General features: G+C 72.7%; 15 protein-coding genes. 9 read left to right on the forward strand and 6 right to left on the reverse strand.

Annotated features, from left to right (window positions below; genetic code table 11):
* Positions 1-63 precede the first annotated feature (63 nt).
* Positions 64-2,049 carry a heavy metal translocating P-type ATPase gene (locus ACZ63F_RS17500; RefSeq protein ID WP_469711937.1) on the reverse strand — a complete coding sequence of 662 codons (1,986 nt, stop codon included), beginning with the start codon at positions 2,047-2,049 and terminating at the stop codon, positions 64-66.
* A 171-nt stretch (positions 2,050-2,220) separates the two neighbouring features.
* On the opposite strand from ACZ63F_RS17500, the gene ACZ63F_RS17505 reads away from it, so the two are divergent.
* On the forward strand, positions 2,221-2,625 hold the full coding sequence (locus tag ACZ63F_RS17505; protein WP_469711938.1) for an ArsR/SmtB family transcription factor: 405 nt from the start codon (positions 2,221-2,223) through the stop codon (positions 2,623-2,625).
* Positions 2,626-2,648: 23 nt separating this feature from the next.
* Here the strand turns inward: ACZ63F_RS17505 and ACZ63F_RS17510 are convergent, their stop codons facing one another.
* The 3 genes from ACZ63F_RS17510 to ACZ63F_RS17520 form a co-directional block, all read right to left on the reverse strand.
* A complete protein-coding gene (locus tag ACZ63F_RS17510; protein WP_469711940.1) occupies positions 2,649-3,437 on the reverse strand; it encodes an SAM-dependent methyltransferase in 789 nt (262 codons plus the stop codon).
* 117 nt (positions 3,438-3,554) lie between these two features.
* Positions 3,555-4,244: a M24 family metallopeptidase gene (locus tag ACZ63F_RS17515; protein WP_469711941.1), complete on the reverse strand. Its 690-nt coding sequence runs from the start codon at positions 4,242-4,244 to the stop codon at positions 3,555-3,557.
* Between the two features lie 13 nt (positions 4,245-4,257).
* Positions 4,258-5,160: a winged helix-turn-helix transcriptional regulator gene (locus tag ACZ63F_RS17520; protein ID WP_469711943.1), complete on the reverse strand. Its 903-nt coding sequence runs from the start codon at positions 5,158-5,160 to the stop codon at positions 4,258-4,260.
* 101 nt (positions 5,161-5,261) lie between these two features.
* On the opposite strand from ACZ63F_RS17520, the gene eno reads away from it, so the two are divergent.
* Positions 5,262-6,545, forward strand: a complete 1,284-nt coding sequence (eno, locus tag ACZ63F_RS17525; protein WP_457691462.1) for a phosphopyruvate hydratase — start codon at positions 5,262-5,264, stop codon at positions 6,543-6,545.
* A 445-nt stretch (positions 6,546-6,990) separates the two neighbouring features.
* Here eno and ACZ63F_RS17530 read toward each other — a convergent pair whose 3' ends face one another.
* Positions 6,991-8,103: a Ppx/GppA family phosphatase gene (locus ACZ63F_RS17530; RefSeq protein WP_469711945.1), complete on the reverse strand. Its 1,113-nt coding sequence runs from the start codon at positions 8,101-8,103 to the stop codon at positions 6,991-6,993.
* Positions 8,104-8,303: 200 nt separating this feature from the next.
* Between ACZ63F_RS17530 and ACZ63F_RS17535 the strand changes: the two genes are divergently transcribed.
* Entirely contained in the window at positions 8,304-8,726 is a 423-nt protein-coding gene (locus ACZ63F_RS17535) for a TOBE domain-containing protein (protein ID WP_469711948.1), read from the forward strand.
* A gap of 220 nt (positions 8,727-8,946) precedes the next feature.
* Here the strand turns inward: ACZ63F_RS17535 and ACZ63F_RS17540 are convergent, their stop codons facing one another.
* Positions 8,947-9,933: a cytochrome c oxidase assembly protein gene (locus ACZ63F_RS17540; protein ID WP_469711950.1), complete on the reverse strand. Its 987-nt coding sequence runs from the start codon at positions 9,931-9,933 to the stop codon at positions 8,947-8,949.
* A 157-nt stretch (positions 9,934-10,090) separates the two neighbouring features.
* Between ACZ63F_RS17540 and ACZ63F_RS17545 the strand changes: the two genes are divergently transcribed.
* The 6 genes from ACZ63F_RS17545 to ACZ63F_RS17570 all read left to right on the forward strand — a co-directional run bounded on the left by ACZ63F_RS17545 (position 10,091) and on the right by ACZ63F_RS17570 (position 18,661).
* Complete coding sequence (locus tag ACZ63F_RS17545) at positions 10,091-10,639, forward strand: hypothetical protein (protein ID WP_469711951.1); 549 nt, start codon at positions 10,091-10,093, stop codon at positions 10,637-10,639.
* 170 nt (positions 10,640-10,809) lie between these two features.
* A complete protein-coding gene (locus tag ACZ63F_RS17550) occupies positions 10,810-11,502 on the forward strand; it encodes a hypothetical protein (protein WP_469711952.1) in 693 nt (230 codons plus the stop codon).
* Between the two features lie 403 nt (positions 11,503-11,905).
* Positions 11,906-12,880, forward strand: coding sequence for a phosphate ABC transporter permease subunit PstC (gene pstC / locus ACZ63F_RS17555; RefSeq protein ID WP_469711953.1), 975 nt, complete (start codon positions 11,906-11,908; stop codon positions 12,878-12,880).
* Between the two features lie 2 nt (positions 12,881-12,882).
* Positions 12,883-14,349 (forward strand): phosphate ABC transporter permease PstA, encoded by a 1,467-nt coding sequence (pstA, locus tag ACZ63F_RS17560; protein WP_469711955.1) that lies wholly within the window; start codon positions 12,883-12,885, stop codon positions 14,347-14,349.
* Positions 14,349-16,046: a phosphate ABC transporter substrate-binding protein PstS gene (gene pstS / locus ACZ63F_RS17565; RefSeq protein ID WP_469711956.1), complete on the forward strand. Its 1,698-nt coding sequence runs from the start codon at positions 14,349-14,351 to the stop codon at positions 16,044-16,046. The genes pstA and pstS overlap by 1 nt, the downstream gene beginning before the upstream one ends.
* Complete coding sequence (locus ACZ63F_RS17570; RefSeq protein WP_469711958.1) at positions 16,043-18,661, forward strand: hypothetical protein; 2,619 nt, start codon at positions 16,043-16,045, stop codon at positions 18,659-18,661. Before pstS ends, ACZ63F_RS17570 begins: the two co-directional genes overlap by 4 nt.
* Positions 18,662-18,759: the final 98 nt, after the last annotated feature.

An 18,759-nucleotide genomic window follows, 5' to 3' on the forward strand; every position in this document is an offset into this window, starting at 1 on the left:
GGGCCCCGGAGCCGCCCCTGAAGGGCAGGCCCGTCCGCCTGCCCGCCGACGTCCTGCGGCGGATCATCCGGCGGCCCGCTTCCAGGCGGCCTCGCGCAGCAGGCGCAGTCCGTTGAGCCCGACGACGACGGTGGAGCCCTCGTGGCCCGCCACGCCGAGCGGCAGGGGGAGGGTCCCGGCCAGGTCCCAGGCGACCAGGGCGGCGATGAACGCTCCCGCGATCACCAGGTTCTGGACGACGAGCCCGCGCGCCCGCCGGGACAGCGAGAGCACGGCCGGGACGGTGGCGAGTTCGTCGCGGACGACGACCGCGTCGGCGGTCTCCAGCGCCAGGTCCGAGCCCGCCCGGCCCATCGCGACACCGGTGTGGGCGGCGGCCAGCGCGGGCGCGTCGTTGACGCCGTCGCCGACGACCATCACCCTGCGGCCGGATGCCTGCAGCTCCCGGACCGCCTGCACCTTGTCCTCGGGCAGCAGCCCGGCACGCACGTCCGCGATGCCGGCGTCGGCGGCGAGCAGGGCCGCCGCGCGCGGATTGTCGCCGGTCAACAGGAGGGGTGCCGTTCCGGTCAGTGCCGTGAGCGAGGCCACGGTGGGCGTGGCGTCCGGGCGGAGACGGTCGGCGATCCCGAGGAGCCCGACGGGCTTGCCGTCCGCCATGACCACCACGGCGCTCCGGCCGCCGTTCTCCAGCTCGGCGCCCAGGACCGACGCACGAACCGAGTCGGCGTCCTCGCCACCGGCGAGCAGCCGAGCGGGAGCCCCGATCACGACCGCGCGCCCGCCCACGGTGGCCCGGACACCCACCCCGGGCGTCGAGGCGAAGTCCCCGGCCGCCGGCAGGGCGAGGTTCCTGTCCCGTGCCGCCTGAACCACCGCGCGGGCCAGCGGGTGCTCGCTGGGGTGCTCGGCCGCGGCGGCCTGGGCGAGCAGCGCGGCCTCGTCCAGACCGGAGCCCGGCAGCGGCCGGACGTCGGTGACGCGCGGGGTGCCCTCGGTCAGCGTGCCGGTCTTGTCGAGGGCGACCGCGTCGACCTCTCCGAGCCGCTCCATGACCACCGCGGACTTGACCAGCACACCGTGCCGTCCCGCGTTGGCGATCGCCGACAGCAGCGGTGGCATGGTGGCGAGGACGACCGCGCACGGCGAGGCGACGATCATGAAGGTCATGGCCCGCAGCAGGGAGCCGGCCGGGTCGGCGCCGAAGGCGAGCGGCACCAGGAAGACGGCGAGCGTCGCGGCCACCATGCCGAGCGAGTAGCGCTGTTCGACCTTCTCGATGAACAACTGGGTGGGCGCCTTGGTCTGCGATGCCTCCTCGACCATCCGCACGATCCGCGCGATCACCGAGTCGGCGGCGACGCGTCCGACCCGGACCCGCAGCGCACCGGTGCCGTTGAGGGTCCCGGCGAAGACCTCGTCGCCCGGTTCCTTGGCCACCGGCAGGGGTTCGCCGGTGATGGTCGCCTGGTCGACGTCGCTCGCCCCGTCCACCACCCGGCCGTCGGCCGCGATCCGCTCACCGGGCCGTACCAGGACCGTGTCGCCGACCCGCAGCTCCGCAACGGCGACGGCGGTCTCGGTGCCGTCGCCCGCGATCCGGGTGGCGGTGGCCGGTGCCAGGTCCAGCAGGCCGCGCACCGAGTCGGCGGTGCGGGCGGTGGCCAGTGCCTCCAGGGCGCCGGACGTGGCGAAGATGACGATGAGCAGCGCGCCGTCCGTCACCTGCCCGATCGCCGCGGCACCGAGCGCCGCGACCACCATCAGCAGGTCGACGTCGAGGGTCTTCTCCTTCAGGGCCCGGAGCCCGGCCAGGCCCGGTTCCCAGCCGCCGGCCGCGTAGGTCAGCGCGTAGAGCGGGCCCCAGGTCCAGGCCGGGGCGCCGGTCAGCCGGAGGGGCAGCGCCACCAGGAACAGCACCAGGGCCACCGCGGCCCACCGCGCCTCGGGCAGTGCGAGGACCCGGGTACGGCGCCGGGGCACCGCGGCGCCGCGCGCATCGGCGGTCCGGCCGGCCGGGACCGGCGGGGTGACGAGGGTGGAGGTCATCGGGGTCCTTCACGACGGCATGGCGGATCGGACGGCATGGCGGATCGGGCCCGTCACGAGGGCACGACGGAGCTGCGGCAACCGGAACCCCGGTACCGCACTCTCCACCGTACAGGATCACATGAAGACCCATTCATGCGTTCATGAATGGTTCTCCGTAGGATGAGGCCCATGGGTCATGGAGCTGACGGACGGACCACCGCCACCGCACGCGAGCGCCTGGAAGCCGTCGGCGCCGCCGACGTGGCGGCCACGCTCCAGGCGCTGGCCACCCCGTCCCGCCTGCGCATCCTGACCCGCCTCCAGGAGGGCCCGTGCGCGGCCACCGAACTCGCCGACGCCGTCGGCATGGAGCAGTCCGCCTGCTCCCACCAGCTGCGCCTGCTGCGCAACCTCGGCCTGGTCACCACCGAGCGCCGGGGCCGCTCGGTCATCTACGCCCTCTACGACAACCACGTCGCCGAACTCCTGGAGCAGGCCCTCTACCACGTCGAGCACCTGCGCCTCGGCCTGCGCGACACCCCCGCGACGGCACACACCCCGGCCACGGCACCCACCGCGGCCGGGGTGAACTGAACAACCGTTCCCCGCAAGGAGGTTCAGCGGATGCGGGCCACTCCCGCGTAGATGCCGCTGCCCTCCGGTTCCGGGGCCGGGGTGCCGGCGAACCACTCCGTGGCGGTGACCAGGCCGGGGCGGACCAGGTCCAGGCCGTCGAAGAAACGCTCCACCTCGGGGCGGGTGCGGAAGGCGAGCCTGATGCCGCCCCTGGCGTACTCGGCGACGACCTGCTCGACGAGTTCCGGGTACAGGTCGGACGCGGCGTGCGAGAGGATCAGGTAGCTGCCCGACGGCAGGGTCTCGACCAGGGCACGGACGATCCCGTGGGCGTCGTGCTCGTCGCTGATGAAGTGCATCAGGGCGATGAGGGAGAGGGCGACCGGGCGGTCGAAGTCCAGGACGTGCCGGGCGTGCCGGACGATCGCCTGCGGGTCGCGCACGTCGGCCTGGATGTAGTCGGTCGCCCCCTCGGGGCGGCTGACCAGCAGCGCCTCGGCGTGCCGGAGCACGATCGGGTCGTTGTCGGTGTAGACGACCTTGGCCGACGGCACGACGTTCTGGACTATCTGGTGGAGGTTCGGCTCGGTGGGGATGCCGGTGCCGATGTCCAGGAACTGGTCGACGCCCTGCCGGGCGAGCCACGCGGCGGCCCGGTGCATGAACTGGCGGTTCTGCCGGGCGGCGTCCCGCGCCTCGGGCGGCAGCTTCTCACCGACCGCCTCGTCGACGGGGTAGTTGTCCTTGCCGCCGAGCAGCCAGTCGTAGACCCGCGCGGGGTGTGCCCTGCTGGTGTCTATCGGCAGGGGCGGCTGTGGGTTGGTCGTCATGGAAACTCCATCGCGCCGGGGGAGACGGTGAGGGTCCGAGGTCGTGGTGATCGTACTCGGGTGACTCATCTGCCCTGTGCACGGGGCGACTTGGCCGGGACCCGGCGGCTGGACCGGTCAGAGGTCGAGCAGTTCCTCGTAGAAGCCGCCGAACTGCCGCTTCGGGGCGAGGAGATGGATCTCCAGGATCCAGTGGCAGGTGCGGCCCGCCCTGTCGGTGCGGCGCAGCGGGGTGTCGTTGCCCGGCGCGATGTACGACTCGACGTCGGCGCCGTCGATCGTCTCGTGCGGGAACTCGCCGACGAGGTGCCCCGCGTGCCAGCCGCCCAGCTCCCAGCCGGCCTCCGCCGCGAGGCGGGCGACCTCGGCATGGAGCCGCGCGCCGGTGATCTCCGGGGCGGCCTCGAAGAACCGCCGTCCCGCCGCGAACACCCGGGGGAGGTCGGCGCGGAGCCGGTGCTTGGCCGGGTCGTGGCCGAGGACGAAGGTCCGGCCGAAGTCGGCCTCGTACTCCTCGAAGATCGGCCCGAAGTCGGCGAAGACGATGTCGTCCGCGGCGATCACCCGGTCCGGCGGGTTCTCCCGGTACGGCAGCACGGTGTTCGGGCCCGAGCGCACGATCCGCTTGTGCCAGTGCCGGGTCGTGCCGAACATCTCGTTCGCCAGGTTCCGGATCCGGTCGCTGACCGCCCGCTCGCCCTCGCCGGGCGCGACGAGCCCGCGCTCCTCGATCTCCGCGAACAGCCGGACGGCCTTGTCCTGGGCTTCGAGCAGGCGCGCCGCGCGCGTGGGTTCGTCGTCCGCCATGGGCCGCATCCCATCAGCTCCGGTCGTCCCGGGCAACGGGGTTCCGCAGGGCCGTGGCCAGCCGCAGGCTCTCCTCGACGGCGTGCGCAATGTCGGTGACCGGGAAGAGCGTGTGCCGTACGGTCCGTTCGGCGTCGACGACCAGGATCAGGCGCTTGTGCCGCAGCCGGCCGGCGCCACGGAAGACCGGCAGCCGCAGGGCCGCGGCCAGCTGGTGGGCGGCGTCCGACAGGAGCGGGTACGGGAGCTGCTCGGGGCGCGCGAACTCCTGCTGCTCGTGCGGCAGTTGGGTGCTCGTGCCGCGTACGGCCAGGCCCGCGCGGTGGAAGTCGGGCCAGGCGTCCCGGAAGAGCCGGTTCTCCAGTGTGCAGCCGGCGGCTCCGGGGATCGGGCCCCATTCGACGCCGGTGCCGGGGTAGGCGAACAGGACGGTGGCGGGCGCGTCCGGGGAGATCAGGGGAACGTCCGCCCCCTCGGTGCCGGGACCGGTCCCCACCGTTCCCGGCAGGTCGAGGCCCTCCGGCAGGCGGGTGCCCGGCAGGGCGTGGACGCGGGCGTGTTCGGCGCCGTCGGCCTCCGCCGTCGCGGTGAGCGTGCCGTCACCGAGGGCCCACCGGTCGCCCCAGTCCTGCATGGCGACGAGCACCGGGAGCAGGGCCGTACCGGCGTCGGTGAGCAGGTACTCGTAGCGCACCGGGCGCCGCTGGTACAGGGCGCGCCGCAGGACGCCCTGGGCGACCAGCCCGCCGAGCCGCTCGGTGAGCACCTTCCGGGACAGGCCGATCTCGGCGGCCAGGGCGTCGAACCTGACGTGCCCGCGGGCGACCTCGCGCAGCACCAGCACGTTCCACCAGTCGCCCAGGACCAGCGCGGCCTGGGCGACGCCACACGTCTCGTCGGCGTTGTGCATCCTCATGCGCCCATAGTAAGTTCCCTTTCGGGACTCACTTTGTTTCTGTACGGAACTTATCGCCCGCCGGTGCGAAGAACCGCGGGCCAGGCGTGAGGAGTTGCACCGTGACCGCCATCAGCCGCGTCGTCGCACGGGAGATCATCGACAGCCGGGGCAACCCCACCGTCGAGGTGGACGTGGAGCTCAGGGACGGCTCGCTGGGCCGCGCCGCCGTCCCGTCGGGGGCCTCCACCGGGGCCAGGGAGGCCGTCGAACTCCGCGACGGCGACCCGTCCCGCTTCCACGGCAAGGGGGTGCTGCGCGCGGTCGACGCCGTCAACGAGACCGTCGCGGACGCCGTCGTCGGACTCGACGCCGAGGACCAGGCGGCCGTCGACCGCACGATGACCGAGCTGGACGGCACCGACACCAAGTCCCGCCTGGGCGCCAACGCCCTGCTCGGCGTCTCCCTGGCCACCGCCAAGGCCGCGGCCGCCGCCCACCGGCTCCCGCTGTACCGCTACGTCGGCGGGGTCGACGCCCGGCTCCTGCCGGTCCCGATGATGAACATCGTCAACGGCGGCGCCCACGCCGACAACCCGCTCGACTTCCAGGAGTTCATGATCGCGCCGATCGGTGCGGCCACCTTCGCCGAGGCCGTCCGGATGGGCTCTGAGGTCTTCCACACCCTGCGCTCCCACCTGCTCGCCGCCGGTCACAGCGTCAACGTCGGCGACGAGGGCGGCTTCGCCCCCGACCTGCGCACCGCCGAGGAGGCCCTGGACTTCGTGGTCCGCGCCGTCGAGCAGACCGGCTACAAGCCTGGCACCGACATCACCCTCGTCATGGACCCGGCCAGCTCGGAGTTCTTCCGGGACGGGGTGTACGACTACACGGGCGAGGGCGTGCGCCGCTCCCCCGCCGAACACGCCGCGTACCTGGCCGCGCTGGTCGACCGCTACCCCGTCGCCTCGATCGAGGACCCGATGGCCGAGGACGACCACGAGGGCTGGCGCGACCTGACCGCCCGGCTCGGCGACCGCTGCCAGCTCACCGGCGACGACGTCTTCTGCACCAACGAGACCCTGCTGCGGGCCGGCATCCGCGACGGCATCGCCAACTCGGTCCTGGTGAAGGTCAACCAGATCGGCACCCTCACCGAAACCCTGGCCACCGTCGCGACCGCCCACCGCGCCGGCTACACGGTCGTGATGTCCCACCGCTCCGGCGAGACCGAGGACACCACCATCGCCGACCTCGCCGTCGCCACCGGCTGCGGCCAGATCAAGACCGGCTCCCTGTCCCGCGCCGACCGCACCGCCAAGTACAACCAACTCGTCCGCATCGAACAGGAACTGGGCCCCCAGGCCCGCTACGCAGGCACCGAGGCACTGGGGCTGCGCCGCTGAACCGGGGAACCGCAGGGCGGGGCAGCCGGGCGGGTCACGGGCAGGCCGCCAGAGTCGGTCAGGGCCAGGCGACCAAGAGTCGGCGCGCCGAAGGTGGGCCGTCGAGGCCAGGCGAGCGGACGCGGGCCGTCGGAGCCACGCGGCCAGAGTCGGACACCCGGGAGCGGACCGCCAGGGCTGGGCAGCCGGGGCCAGGCGACCAAGAGTCGGCGCGCCGAGGGTGGGCCGGCGAGGCCAGGCGGGCGGACGCGGGCCGTTGGAGCCGCGCGGCCAGAGTCGGGCATTCGGGAGCGGACCGCCAGGGCCGGGCAGCCGGGGCCAGGCGACCAAGGGTCGGCGCGCCGAGGGTGGGCCGTCGAGGCCAGGCGGGCGGACGCAGGCCGTCGGAACCGCGCGGCCAGAGTCGGGCACCCGGGAGCGGACCGCCAGGGCCGGGCGGGCGGTGTCAGGCCGTGGGCGTCGGCGGGGTGCTCCGGAGTGGCAGGAGGCTGACGGTCTGGGGGGCAGGACTGTCCCGGACTCCGTTCCCGTCCCCGTCGGTTTCCCCTCTGTCCAGGCACGCGCCGCCCCACCCCTCGTCCAGGCCCGCGCCGCCCCCGTTCGTGTCGTGTGTCGCCTCGATGTCGGCCCACCAGTCGGCGCCGTCCTCCAGGTAACGCAGGAGGATGCCCTCGCGCAGGGCCCAGGGGCAGATCGAGAGGGTCCGCACGCCGCTCAGTTTCATCGCGGTGTGGCCGACGACCGCTCCCGCGAGGCTCTGCCGGGCCCGGGGCGCGGAGATGCCGGGCAGGCCGGCGCGCTCGGTCGCCGGCAGGGCGGCCAGCCGGTCGATCGCGCGGCGCAGGTCGCCCCGGCGCAGGATCCGCTCGGCGAACGGGCCGTTGCGGCCCGGGGCCGCGCCGCACAGCCGGGCCAGCTGCTGGAAGGTGCGGGAGGTGGCGACGACGGTGTGCGGGTGCTCCCAGCGGATGCGGGCGGTGGCGTCGCGCAGCTGATGGCGGGCCCGGCGGCGCAGGGCGCGCAGTTCGTCCGCCGTCGGCGGCCCGTCGTGGCCGAGGAACTCGTCGGTGAGCCGGCCCGCCCCGAGCGGCAGGGCGACCGCGAACTCCGGCATCCGGCCCCGTCCGAAGGCCACCTCGAACGAGCCGCCCCCGATGTCGAAGACGGCCAGCGGCCCGGCCCGCCAGCCCATCCAGCGCCGGACACCGAGAAAGGTGAGCTCGGCCTCCACCTCGCCGGGCAGCACGCACAGCCGTACCCCGGTGCGCCGGGCCACGGCCCGCAGAACGGCCACGCGGTCGGGCGCGTTGCGTACGACGGCGGTGGCGAACGCCAGGGGTTCCGGCGCGCCCCACCCGCGGGCGACCTCGACGGCCTTGCGGAGCGCCTCGACCAGCTGCTCGGTGGCCTCCTCCCCGAAGCGGCCGTCGGCTCCGACCTGTTCGGACAGGCGGAGCTTCCACTTGGCGGTGTGCACCGGCAGCGGCACCCCGCCTGTCGCGTCGGTCACCACCAGTCGCACCGTGTTCGACCCCGCGTCCACCAGGCCAACTCTCATGAGCTGCACGTACCCAGCACGGCCGGGGTAATGCGGTGCGTACACGGACGTGTACGCAGGGGGTACGCCGGCGTGTGCGCAGCACGGCCACCCCCCGCGGTGCCTGACGGGCGCGCCGTGCCCGACCGGCTAACTTGTGGAACCGACGTCAGGACGAACCCTGGCAATCCATCCCCTTTCCCCCCGTTAGGCGGCCCGTCATGAGCCTGAGCATCCGCAACCAGATCCCCGGCACCGTCACCGCCGTCACCTCGGGCGAGGTGATGGCGACCGTGAAGGTCCGGCTCGACGGCGGCCAGGAACTGACCGCCGCGATCACCCTGGAGGCGGTCCGGGAGCTGGGGCTCGCCTCGGGTTCGGCCGTACGCGCGATGGTCAAGTCCACCGAGGTCGCGCTCGCCACCGGCCAGGTGCCGGGCGTGTCCATCCGCAACCAGCTGCCCGGCACCGTCAGCGACGTGGCCACCGGCGGGGCGATGGCCACGGTCAAGGTCACCGTGGACGGAGGCCAGGACCTCACCGCGGCGATCACCAGGGACGCGGTCGGCGATCTCGGCCTGACGGCCGGTGCCCCGGTCGTGGCGCTGATCAAGGCGACCGAGGTGTCCCTCGCGACCGCCTGACCGCGCGCGGTCGGTCAGAACAGCCCGTTGGAGTGCGGGAGTTCGGCGGGTCACCCTGGAGGCCAAGCGGCTGCCGGCCCACACCGACCTGCCCGTCGCCGCCGCCAGCCACCGGCTCGTCAGCCACCGGCTCGGCTTCACCGAACCCACCACCTTCGGCACGTTCTTCACCCGCGAGACCGGCCGCACGCCGGGCGCCTTCCGCACCGGCCGGCGCTGGTCACTTCTCGCCGTGCTGGCGGCGGAGCCTTGCGGCCACCTCGTTGTCCTCCGTCTCCCACCAGGGGCGGACCCGGTCGGCGGCGGGGCCGGGGGCGGAGGCGGGGGCAGGGCCGGCCGTCACCGGAACCACGGCGAGCTGCTCGTCCAGGTGGCGGTCGAGGGCCGCCGCCTGGACGCGTTCCGCGCGCGCCCACTGGTACAGGAGCGCCAGCAGGAACGGCAGGGCGACCAGCTCGGCGATGCTCAGCATCGCCCCGCCGCCGATCTGCTGGTCGTGCCGGACGTCGGGGGCCCAGGACGGGTGGTGGTGCAGGTACCACGCGCCGGCGATCAGCGTGCCGTGCGTCATCACGACGACCCCGGGGACCGCGTCGATCACGCCGTCCAGGAAGACGAGGGCCGCCCGCACCGGGTGGGTGCACCAGGCCGGCAGGGTCTCCTCGCGGGTCAGCACCGGTACGACGAAGAGGCAGCCCACGACCAGCAGGTGCAGGTACATCAGCTCGTGCAGCCAGCCCACCCGCAGCGCGGTGGCGAAGTACGGGGTGAAGTAGACCGTCAGCTCGGTGGCGAGGACGAGGGCCGTGCTGACCAGGGGGAAGGTCAGGAGGCGGACCACGCGCCCGGTCATCGCGCGGCGGACCCGCGCCGCCGCGCCCTCCGGCAGCGCCTCCGTCGCCAGCCGCAGGGGGTCGCCGAGGGCCAGGCCGAGCGGGGCCAGGAGGTCGAGCAGGATGTTCTGCACGGCCGCGGGCCAGAACAGCACGTGGTCGTAGACGGCCAGGCCCGACATCGTCGCGACGACCAGGACGCCCAGGCCCAGCACCGCGAAGGCGGCCGACCGGCCGGGCGACCAGGACCCGCCCCCGGCCCGCACGCGCCGCACGCCCCAGCCGTACAGCCCGCCCAGGGCCACGACCAGCAGCAGCGCCGGCACGTCCAGCTGCCACGACGTCAGCAGCCGGCCCACGGTCAGCTCGGCCATCCGGCTCACCCTCCTTCTTCGGTCGGGGACGAAACGGGTCAGGTCAGTCCACTGCGCGACGCTATACCCGTCCCGCCCCGCCGCCGCACCGGGGCTCGTGCAGAATCGGCGCGATCACCGCATGGTGATCGGCACGGTTCTCGGAGGCGGGGGATTCATGTTCGGAAAACGGCTCATAGTGGGCGGAGCCATCGCGATTCTGATCGGCACGCTCGGCGCATGCTCCGGGGGCGGGAGTGGGAACGGCGAGGGGAACGGGAACGCCACCGGGGCCGTTTCCGCCTCCGGCTCCGGCACTGCCGGAGCCGCGTCCGCCGAGGAGGACACGGTCCACGGGCTGAAGGACACCGTCCGGCACGTCACCGCGAAGACCACCCGGGCCACCCGCCCCCACCTGGTCAAGAAGTGCTCCACCGCCACGCGCAGGGAGCGGCACACCGCCAGCAGCGGCACCGGCAGCAGGCGGAGGACCCGGACCTGGTACACGACCGAGCGGTACCGGTCCTGCACCCGGGTCCGCAGCGGCACCGAGACCTACCGGAAGACCGTGCGCACCGAGAAGTGGTGCGTGGAACTCGACGACGTGAACGGCGACCGGCGCCGCGACGACGTCTGGTACCAGGTCAGCACTTCGGTCTACGGCGACGCCGTGGCCGCGGCCGACCACGCCCGGCTGGAGTTCACCGCGGCCCGCGAGGGCTGCTGAGCCGCCCGTCACCGGCGCCCCGCGGACCCGCGTCACAGTTCTGTGCCGGGTCACGGTGATCCTTGATCACCTGTGTTCGGCCGTGCCTAAGGTGATCAACACGGCCCGCGGAGCCCGACCACCTCCGCCGCCGCACAGGGGAGACGGAGACCACGGGGAGTTGCACCGACATGAGGGAACGATTCGCCATGCCTCGGCGCGGGTCGGCACGGCCGCTGGCCGCGCTGCTGGCCGCGCTGCTGGCCGCCGTCGGCGTCGTCGCCGGGGTGCTGGTCGGTCAACCGGGGCTGGAGACGGTGACGGGGTGCGGGGGCTCCGGCGACCTGTACCCGTCGCAGACCGCGAAGGACTGGGTGTCGTACGCCGACCACGTCGTGGTCGCCGACCCGACCGGGGAGCGGGAGACGAACCGGCGGACGTACCCGAAGGGGGCCGTGGCGTACGCGACGGACCGGCTGGTGACCTTCCGGACCGAGCGCACGCTGTGGTCGCGCCCCTCGCCCCGGCACGCCCTCGGCACCACCTTCGACCTGGTCGCCCCCGGCTGGGAGGTCTACCGGTCCTCCGGCACCCGCGTCGCCGAGATGGCCACCGACTCGCCCCGCTTCCAGACCGGCCACACGTACCTGCTCGCCCTGCGCCGGGACCAGGGCGGCTGGGTGGTCCTCGGCGAGGGCGCGGCCGTGCCCTTCGACGACCACACCGGCGACCAGGGCGAGTGGTGCGGACGCGTGCTGAGCAAGGAGGACGTCGCCGCGGGCGAGCGCTTCTCCCGGCACGACGACCACAGCCTGGAGAAGGCGCTGCTGGGACAGGACGAGCAGGCCGCCGAGCGGGCCCTGGACCGCGCGGCCCGCGGCTGACCCCCGCACTCCGGTTCCTCGCACGGCCACGTCCGGCCACATCCGGCCACGTCCCGCCACACCCCGGCCGCGCAGGTGGTACGACGTCCCCGAGCCCCGCCCCGCCGGACACGAGGCGACCGAACTCCCCCTGCCCGCCCACCCCCTGGGCGGAACGGGCATATCGCGGCACCCGTCCCGCCTGACCCTCCAGTACACAGGCACCCACATCTCCCCCACCGAAATGGCATGAACAGTTCACCTGTTCTCCACATTCGACGTGTTGGTGCGCAAGGAACCGGCCATTGACTCAACCCGCGCGGCAACCCATTGGAGTCGCGTAGGGGGCAATTCGTTTCCGTATAGGGGGGGCACAGTGGTGTCCGCGCTCAAGGGTTCCGCAGGGGCGGAATCCGAAAGACCCGTGCCCAGGCAGCTGTCGGCCGCCCGGGGGCTCGGGGACCGGATCTTCCGGGTCCAGTTGACGGCCTCCGGCGTCACCGTCCTCGCCATCATGGCTGCCGTAGGGCTGTTCCTGCTGCTCCGGGCCGGGCAGGCGTTGCGCACCAGAGGGGTGTGGGGCTTCCTCACCACCGCCGAATGGCAGCCGGACGTACACCGCTTCGGCATCGCGGCCGTGCTCACCGGCACCCTGCTCATCGCCGCCGTCGCCGTCACGATCAGCGTGCCGCTGGCCCTGGGGACCGCCCTGTTCATCTCCGACATCGCACCCCGCCCGCTGCGCCGCACGCTCGTCTCCATGGTCGACCTGATGGCCGCCGTGCCGTCCGTGGTCTACGGCCTGTGGGGCCTGTTCTTCCTCCAGCAGCACGTCATCGGCCTCTCCCGCTGGCTGTCGGACTGGTTCGGGTGGATCCCCTTCCTGCACGTCGACGGCACCCAGCCGGGCGAACCGCTGGCCTCCCAGAGCGTCTACACCGCCTCCACCTTCGTGGCCGGCATCGTGGTGGCCCTGATGGTCGCGCCGATCCAGTGCTCGGTGATGCGCGAGGTGTTCGCGCAGGCGCCGGCCGGTGAACGGGAGGGCGCCTACGCGCTCGGCGCCACCCGCTGGGGCATGATCCGCTCGGTCGTGCTGCCGTACGGCATGGGCGGGATCATCGGCGGCACCATGCTGGGCCTGGGCCGCGCCCTCGGCGAGACCATCGCGGTCTACCTGATCATCTCCCCGGTCTTCACCATCCAGCCGCACATCCTGCAGACCGGCTCGAACTCCGTCTCCTCCCTCATCGCCCTGCACTACGGCGATGCCTCGACCTTCGGCATGTCGGCGCTGATGGCGGCGGGCCTGGCCCTGTTCCTGCTCACCCTGGCGGTCAACTTCACCGCTTCCTCGATCGTGGCGCGGTCACGGTCCGGCGCACAGAGCGAGGCCTGACGATGACCGTCGTAGACCTTGAGAAGGACACTCCCCGGGACGCCCCGCAGGACGCCCCCGTGAGCCCTGCCGCGAGGACCTCCCTCGCCGCGGACCCCGTCACGGTCCCCGACGTGCCGCGCCGGATCGGCGGGGTCACCCGCTCCGGTGTGCTGTCGGTGTTCGGCGCCGCCGCCTCCGGGCTGTGCGTCGCCGTCCTGCTCTTCGGCGAACTCGCTCCGTTCTCCGGCGCCTTGGGGTTCTTCGTCACCGCCTACCTGTCATTCCTAGGTATCTACGCGGTGTTGACAGGCCTTGAGGAGGACGGGCAGGCCGTACGGGACCGGGTGATGACCGTCGTCCTGTGGTCGGCGGGCGGCCTGATGTTCGCCGCGCTCACCATGGTCGTGGGCTTCACCGCGTGGCGCGGCCGGGAGGCCCTGCCGCACGCCAACTTCTTCACCCAGGACATGCAGGCGGCGGGTCCGCTCGACCCGCTGACCGACGGCGGCATCGCGCACGCCATGCTCGGCACGCTCGAGATGATCACCATCGCACTGGCGATCACGGTGCCGCTGGGCCTGGCCTGCGCGGTGTACCTGAACCAGATACCCGGCCGCTTCTCCCGGTTCGTCCGCACGATCGTCGAGGCGATGACCGCGCTGCCGTCCATCGTGGCCGGCCTGATGGTCTACGCCGTCTGGATCCTCAACCTCGGCATGCAGAAGTCGGGTCTGGCGGCGGGCTTCGCGATCAGCGTGATGATGCTGCCGATCGTGATCCGTGCGGCGGACGTCGTGCTGCGCCTGGTCCCCGGCACCCTCACGGAGGCGTCCGAGGCACTCGGCGCCCCGCGCTGGCGGACGGTCTGGCACGTGGTCCTGCCGACGGCCCGCTCCGGCCTCGCCACCGCCGTCATCCTCGGCACCGCCCGCGGCATCGGCGAGACCTCCCCGGTCCTGCTCACGGCGGGCTTCACGGCGGCACTCAACACCGACCCGACGAACGGCCCGATGGTCTCCCTCCCGCTGGCCGTCTTCAACTTCGTCAAGTCCCCCGAGCCCACGATGATCGCGCGCGGCTTCGGCGCGGCGGCGGTCCTGATGGCCCTCGTCCTGATCCTCTTCGTCATCGCCCGCGTGATCGGCGGCCGCGGCCCCGGCCACCAGAACAAGCGCCAGGCGAGGCGGGCGGCCCGCGCCTCCCGCCGGGACGTGACGAGGTTCGCCGACCTCCACACACCGGGGCTGGAGCTGTTCGAGACCGGTGACCGTGACGACTCCGGCGAGAGCAACGAACCCGGGGGCGCGGGGAACGGCGCGACCGGCCACGACGCACCCGCAGCCGAAAACGGCGGACAGTCCCCCGAAGACAACGCACCCGCAGCCGCCGACGGCGAAGGCCCCCCGCAGGGGCCCGCACCTGACAACGAAACTCGCACGGGTGGTGCGGGTGGGAACACAGACCCCGCTACAGGAGACGCGCACTGATGTCCAGCCTTGTCATCAACGCCCTGAGACGGCTGGGCATCCTGGCCGCACTCGTAGGCATCCTCGGCACCCTCGCCGGCACCCCGGCCGTCGCCGACAGCTACACCCCCATCGCCGGCGCCGGCTCCACCTGGGCCGAGAACGCCATCGACCAGTGGCGGCGCGACGTCAACAAGAACGGCATGCGCATCAGCTACGCCGGTGGCGGTTCGTCGGACGGCCGTCGCCAGTTCCTCTCCGGCACCGTCGACTTCGCCGTCTCCGACATCCCGTTCCAGACGCACCCCACCGACGGCAGCGCGGCCGAACGCCCCGCGAAGGGTTCGTACGCCTACATGCCGATCGTGGCCGGCGGCACGGTGTTCATGTACCACCTCACGGTCAACGGCAAGAGGGTCACCAACCTCCGCCTCTCCGGCGACGTGGTCACCAAGATCTTCACCGGGGTCGTCAAGACCTGGGACGACCCGGTCATCAAGGCCGACAACCCGGGGTTGCAGCTCCCGCACCGCACCATCGTCCCCGTCGTCCGCTCCGACGGCTCCGGCTCCACCGCCCAGTTCACGATGTGGATGGTGAACCAGCACCGGGCCCTGTGGAACGCCTACTGCGCCAAGGTCGGCCGCGCGGGATCCTGCGGGCAGACGTCGTACTACCCCACCGTCTCCGGCATGATCGCCCAGTCCGGTGACCTCGGTGTCGCCGGCTACGTCGCCCAGAACTACGGCGAGGGCGCGATCGGGTACGTCAACTACTCGTACGCGCGCAACGCGCACTACCCGGTCGCCAAGGTCCTGAATCACGCGGGCTACTACACCGAGCCGACCCCGCAGAACGTGGCGGTCTCCCTCCTCAAGGCGAGGATCAACACCGACAAGAGCTCGGCGGACTACCTCACCCAGCAGCTCGACGGCGTCTACAACGACTCCGACAAGCGCAACTACCCGCTGTCCAGCTACTCGTACATGATCCTGCCGCTGAAGGTGCAGGGCACCTTCACCGAGGACAAGGGCAAGACGCTCGGCGCGTTCTCGTACTACTTCATGTGCCAGGGCCAGCAACAGGCGCCGGGCCTCGGCTACTCGCCGCTCCCGATCAACCTCGTCCAGGCCGGCTTCGACCAGATCCGCCGGATCCCGGGCGTGCACGCACAGAACATCAACATCAAGAACTGCAACAACCCGACCTTCACCACCACCGGACAGAACAGGCTCGCGCAGACCGCGCCCTACCCGGCCGCCTGTGACAAGAAGGGTGCGGCCCCCTGCACCACCGGCACCGGCGGCGCGACCACCGGCTCCGGCAGCGGCAGCGGCGGTTCCTCCGGCGGCTCGACCGGCGCCACCGGCACCGGCACCGCCGGCGGCTCCACCGGTGGCGGCTCCGGCTCGGCCGGCGGCAACAGCGGCCAGCCCTCCGTCGATCCCGACACCGGTCAGACCATCTCCCCCGGCGGCACCACCGGTTCGGCCTCCGGCGGCACCGGCGCGGGCGCCGACGGCACGGTGGCCCTGGCCCAGCCCGTAGCCGTGGCCACCGCACACGGCTGGACCGGCACCCAGACGCTGATGCTGCTGGCCGCGGTCCTGGTCTTCGGTCTGCTCCTACTGCCCTCGGTGATCTCCCGCCTGGTCGGCAGCAGGGCCGACGGCAACGGAAACAGCAACGGCCGCTCCGAGGACGGGAGTTCGCGATGAGACGCACCCGTGTACGCAACGCGCTGATACGCCTGCTCGCCGGCGCCACGGTCGGGGCCCTCGCCGGGCTCGCGGTCGCCCAGACCGCCCCCACGGCCGCCGCGGCCACCGACTCCGCCGTGACCGTCTCCGGACGCGGCGAGTTCAAGGACATGAAGTTCACGGTCTCCCAGACCAAGAACCTCACCAGCCAGGCCGTCACGGTCAGCTGGACCGGCGGTACCCCGACCACCTTCGCGGGCACGTCGTTCAACACCGACTTCGTGCAGATCATGCAGTGCTGGGGCGACGACGACGGCACGGTCCCGTCCAACCCCGGCCCGGCGCGCACCCAGTGCCAGTACGGTGCCTCCCCGACCACCGGCCGCTCCACCTGGCCGGGCAACGGCCAGGACGACACCCGGCAGGTCTTCTACAACGCCGACCCGACCAACTACGGTCAGGACAACCGGTACGGCGCCGCCAACCCGAACGCCGGCGGCGAGGTCCCCTTCAAGTCGGTCGATGGCACCACGATCACGACGAACACCCAGAACAACCAGTTCTACAGCTACAACACCACCAACGAGATCGACTTCGCCCGGACCGGCGCCGACGGCACCGGCAAGGAGTTCTTCGAGGTCCAGACCGCCAACGAGGCACCCCACCTGGGCTGTGGCATCCCCGTCACCACCGACGGTGTGACCAAGCCCCGGTCCTGCTGGCTGGTGATCGTCCCGCAGGGCCACCTGGACCTGGACGGCAAGCCGTACGCGGACAAGAGCCAGGTCAACGCGGGTTCCCCGGTCTCCTCCACCAACTGGCAGAACCGGATTGCGGTCAAGCTGGACTTCAACAGCGTCGGCGACAACTGCGCCCTCGGCGCCGACGAACGCCCCACCTACGGCAGCGAGCTGGCCGCCGACGCGATGACCAGCTGGCAGACCCGGCTCTGCTCGGTCGGCAAGGTGTTCAGCTACACCGAGTTCGGCGAGCCGGACAGCCGGTCCCGGTTGATCGCGGACGGTTCCTCCGGGCTCGCGTTCACCACCCGGAAACTGGGAGCAGATCCGGCCGCGCCGGCGCCCCCGGGTACGACGACGTACGCGCCGGTCGCACTCTCCGGAGCCGTCATCGGGTTCACCATCGAACGCAGAGCCTCGTCCGACGCGCCGGCGTCCGAGGCGAAACTCGACGGCACCAAGGTCGAGTCCATCAAGCTGAACCCCCGCCTGGTGGCCAAGCTGCTCACCGAGTCGTACCGCAGCTCCACCTGGGGTTCGGTCATCAGCGGCACGGCGGCGAAGGGATACGGCTGGGCCCGGAAGAACCCGTCCGGGCTCGCCACGGACCCGGAGTTCCTGGCGCTGAACCCGGAGTTCGCGTACCTGTCGGTCGCCGAGACCCCGGCCACCGACACCGACCTGCTGACCTCGCTCGGCCACTCCGACACCGCCCGCGCGATCTGGCAGTGGATCTACGCCGACAAGGACGCCCGGCAGTTCCTCGCCGGTGTCCCCGACGACGACGGCATGCGGGTCAACCCGTACTACAGCACCAACGCGGATCTGAACCCGCTGCACATCGCCTTCGACCCGTCCAACACCGACGACTACCCGAAGAGCGACCCGTGGTGCACGGTCCCGCCCGGCTCGGACGCACCGGACACCAACAAGCAGTGCATGATCGACTTCCACCCCTATGTGGAGGACATGCACGCCGGCGCCCTGCACGCCCGCCGTACCGACGTGCTGTGGAAGTCCACCTGGGACCCGCTGGCCACCCCTCCCACGTACAAGACCGCCGGCCCGCAGATCGTCGGTTCGCGCTTCGTCATCACCATCACGGACGCCGCCTCGGCCGCCCGCTACGGCCTCCAGACGGCCGAACTGAAGAACTCCGCGGGCACGTACGTGGCCCCGACCACGGCCGGCCTGACCGCGGCCGCCGCGGCCGCCACCGGCTCCGGCGTCGCCGAGATCACCCCGGCGAACGCCACGGCGAAGGGCGCCTACCCGCTGGCCGAGCTGGTCTACGCGGCGGTCCGGCCCGGCAAGGTGAGCAAGACGGCCCGCCAGGACTACGCGGCCCTGCTGCGGTATGCCGTCGCCACCGGCCAGACGCCGGGCGCCGATCCCGGCAAGCTGCCCGACGGGTACGCCCCGCTCTCCGAGAAGCTGCGTGCCCAGACCGTCAAGGCGGCCGACGCACTGCTCGCCTACACCGGCCCGAGCTCTGCGGGCGACGGCGGCTCGGCCGACGGCGGTGGCACCGACACGAGCGGGGGCGGCGCACCCGGCTCCGCCGGGGGCACCGGCACCGTCGGCGGCACGGACGCCTCCGGCGGCGCCGGTGGCAGCACGTCGCCGAGTGCGTCGGCGTCGTTCGACGGTGGCAAGTCACTGCAGACCACCGCGGCCGGCAACACACCCGCCGATCCGGCCAATCCTCTGCGTTATGCCGTTCCGGCGGGGGCCGTGCTCGGTGCGGTTGCCGGGGCCGGGGCGCCCTTCGCGGGGGGACGTCGGCTGTCGACAGCTTCCGTGACGGCGGCAGTACGCCGGCTGCGGGTGCGTCGTGGCTGGTCTCGCCCACGCGGCGGCAGCCGCACGTCAGATACAGCTCCGCGCCCCTGAAAGGGCGCCACATCCAGGGGCGTTCGAAAGCCCCCCGGAGCCCATGTGCTCCCCACAGACGGCCGCCCGCCCCGAAAGGCAGTCGGGGCGGACGGCCC

The sequence above is a fragment of the Streptomyces sp. NPDC104761 genome (assembly GCF_055583445.1).